3 protein-coding genes and 1 pseudogene are annotated in these 2,402 nt (G+C 67.1%); 3 read left to right on the plus strand and 1 reads right to left on the minus strand.

Annotated features, from left to right (window positions below; genetic code table 11):
* Positions 1–16 precede the first annotated feature (16 nt).
* Entirely contained in the window at positions 17–661 is a 645-nt protein-coding gene (tmk, locus tag AHiyo1_RS11540; protein WP_059388660.1) for a dTMP kinase, read from the minus strand.
* Positions 662–835: 174 nt separating this feature from the next.
* Here tmk and AHiyo1_RS11545 point away from each other — a divergent pair.
* From AHiyo1_RS11545 to AHiyo1_RS11550, 3 genes and pseudogenes are all read left to right on the plus strand, one after another.
* Positions 836–1,698: pseudogene (locus AHiyo1_RS11545) on the plus strand (trans-sulfuration enzyme family protein); the annotation flags it as partial.
* Positions 1,699–1,768: 70 nt separating this feature from the next.
* A complete protein-coding gene (locus AHiyo1_RS28250; RefSeq protein ID WP_445286217.1) occupies positions 1,769–2,017 on the plus strand; it encodes a PLP-dependent transferase in 249 nt (82 codons plus the stop codon).
* A gap of 10 nt (positions 2,018–2,027) precedes the next feature.
* The coding region (locus tag AHiyo1_RS11550) for a DUF2516 family protein (RefSeq protein ID WP_084784473.1) at positions 2,028–2,402 on the plus strand (375 nt) is incomplete at its 3' end.

The raw sequence follows: 2,402 nt of genomic DNA on the forward strand, positions 1-2,402 counted from the left end.
AGCTCGTCCCAGACGCTCATGTGCGGCTCCCAAGTAAGTCCTGCACGCGCCGGAGGATCTGCGCGGCGAGGTCCTCGACGGCATCCTTGGCGGGCAGCACGAGGTACGTCTCCGGGCGCGCCTGTGCCAGTTCCAGGAAAGCGGCACGGATGCGGGCGTGGAAATCGTCCGGTTCCGACTCGAGCCGGTCCTCGGCAGCGTCTCCGGCAGTTCTGCGGTCCCGGCCATCGCCCGGGTGGACGTCGAGGAGGACAGTCAGGTCCGGCTCGAGTCCTTCGGTGGCCCATTCGTTGAGCCGCCTGACGTCGACGGTTCCGAGATCCCTGCCGGCGCCCTGGTAAGCGACGGAGGAGTCTATATAGCGGTCCGTGATCACCACTGCGCCTTGTGCCAACGCCGGGCGGATGACCTGGCTTGCGTGGGCGGCCCGGGAGGCTGCGAACATCAGGGCCTCGGTCCGGGGATCAATAGTGCCGTGGCCGTGGTCCAGCACGAGGGAACGCAGCTTCTCACCGATCGGCGTGCCTCCGGGCTCCCGGGTGCGCAGCACGGAAAAGCCAAGGGACTCGAGCGACTCAGCCAGGCGGGCGGCCTGCGTGGACTTGCCGGCCCCGTCCCCGCCTTCGAAAGCGATGAAGAGTCCGGGGCGCTGGTCCGGCATGGGGCTCTGGTCCTGCTTGAGGCGCTGCGTAGTCACGGATCTAAGCGTACAGAGGAACTCTGACAGTGCCCGACGACGGCGCTCGCCCGCCCGGGCGCGACGCACCCTACCGCTGGGCGAGACGAAGCCGTAACAGCTTTCCAGCGCCCGCTCCCCGCGCCGTAGGCTGGGGCAATGAGTCTTTCCCGAGAACATGCCGCAGATCTGTCCCCTGACACTGTGGTGGTGGCGGCAGGCCGTCCCGAACGAAGCCATGACCAGCCCGTCAACCCGCCCATCGTTCTGTCCTCCACGTATTTCGGCACGGGAGCACTGAGCGACGGCGACCGCGGCTACGGACGCTATGCCAACCCCACGTGGGATCCGTTCGAGGAAGCGCTGGCCCAGCTGGAGGGCGCCGAGCTGCCCGGCCTGCTGTATGCCTCGGGCCTGGCCGCGGTGAGTTCCGCGTTGTCGCTTGTGCCGGCCGGGGGAGTCCTCGTCATGCCGACGCACAGCTACGCAGGATCGCTCGTCATGGCCACCGAACTCGCGGCCAAGGGCATTCTTGAATTGCGGACCGTCGACATCGCGGACACTGACGCCGTCAAGGCGCAGCTCGCCCCCGCGGATGGAAAGCCCGCCAGCATGCTGTGGATCGAAAGCCCCACCAACCCCATGCTCGGCATCGCCGCGTCCGGGCCCTGGCCACCGCGGCCCATGAGGTCGGTGCCATCGTGGTCACGGACAACACCTTCTCCACGCCGCTCGTCCAGCAGCCCCTCAGCCTGGGCTCCGACGTCGTGCTCCATTCGGTGACCAAATACCTGGCCGGCCACTCCGACGTCGTACTCGGCGCCTTGGTGACATCCGACGCCGGGCTGCGCGGGGAACTCCTGCACCACCGCATCATCCACGGCGGCATCGCGGGCCCGTTCGAGGCCTGGCTCGCGCTCCGCGGACTGCGCACGCTGGCACTCCGGATCGAGCGCTCGCAAGCTTCTGCAGCAACCCTGGCCGAGCGGCTGAGTACCCACCCCCGCGTCGAGTCGATCCGTTTCCCGGGCCTGCCCACCGATCCCGGCCATGAGCGGGCCAAGTCCCAAATGAAGGCTTCGGCTCGATCCTCTGCATCCAGCTCGCCGGAGACGGGACCGCAGCGGTGCCGACGCGGCAGATCAGCTGGTTCGTGCATTGCAGTTGTGGATCCCGGCGACGTCGCTGGGCGGCGTCGAATCCCTCATCGAACGCCGACGCCGGCACACCGCCGAGCCGCTCAGCGTGCCGGACAACCTGGTCAGGATGAGCGTCGGAATCGAGAACGTCGAAGACCTCTGGGCGGATTTGGAGCAAGCGTTCAAGTCGCTTGACCGCTAGGCTTGTGGGCGTGGACGGAAAAATTTTGATTTCAAACATCCAGAATGGGATTTGGTTCATTCTGGGACTGGTCGCCTTCGCTTTGGAGCTGTGGGCGCTGGTCGATTGCCTGCGCCACAAACCCTCGTCCTTTGAGGCCGCGTCCAAGCGCACCAAGACTTTCTGGCTTGCCCTGACCGGCATCGCAGCGGTGATCGGGGGGCTGTCCCTGCTCGGTGGCGGCGGTGGCTTCGGCTTCTTCGGCATCGCGGCTGTCACCGCGGCGTGCGTCTATTTGGCGGACGTCCGTCCCGCGGTGAAGGAAATCGGCAACAGCGGCCGCAACCAGGGGCCGTACGGTCCTGGTGATCCCCACCGGCTCCCTAAGCTCGCAAGCTCGCTCAGG

It is taken from the genome of Arthrobacter sp. Hiyo1, from assembly GCF_001263615.2.
Classification (GTDB): domain Bacteria; phylum Actinomycetota; class Actinomycetes; order Actinomycetales; family Micrococcaceae; genus Arthrobacter.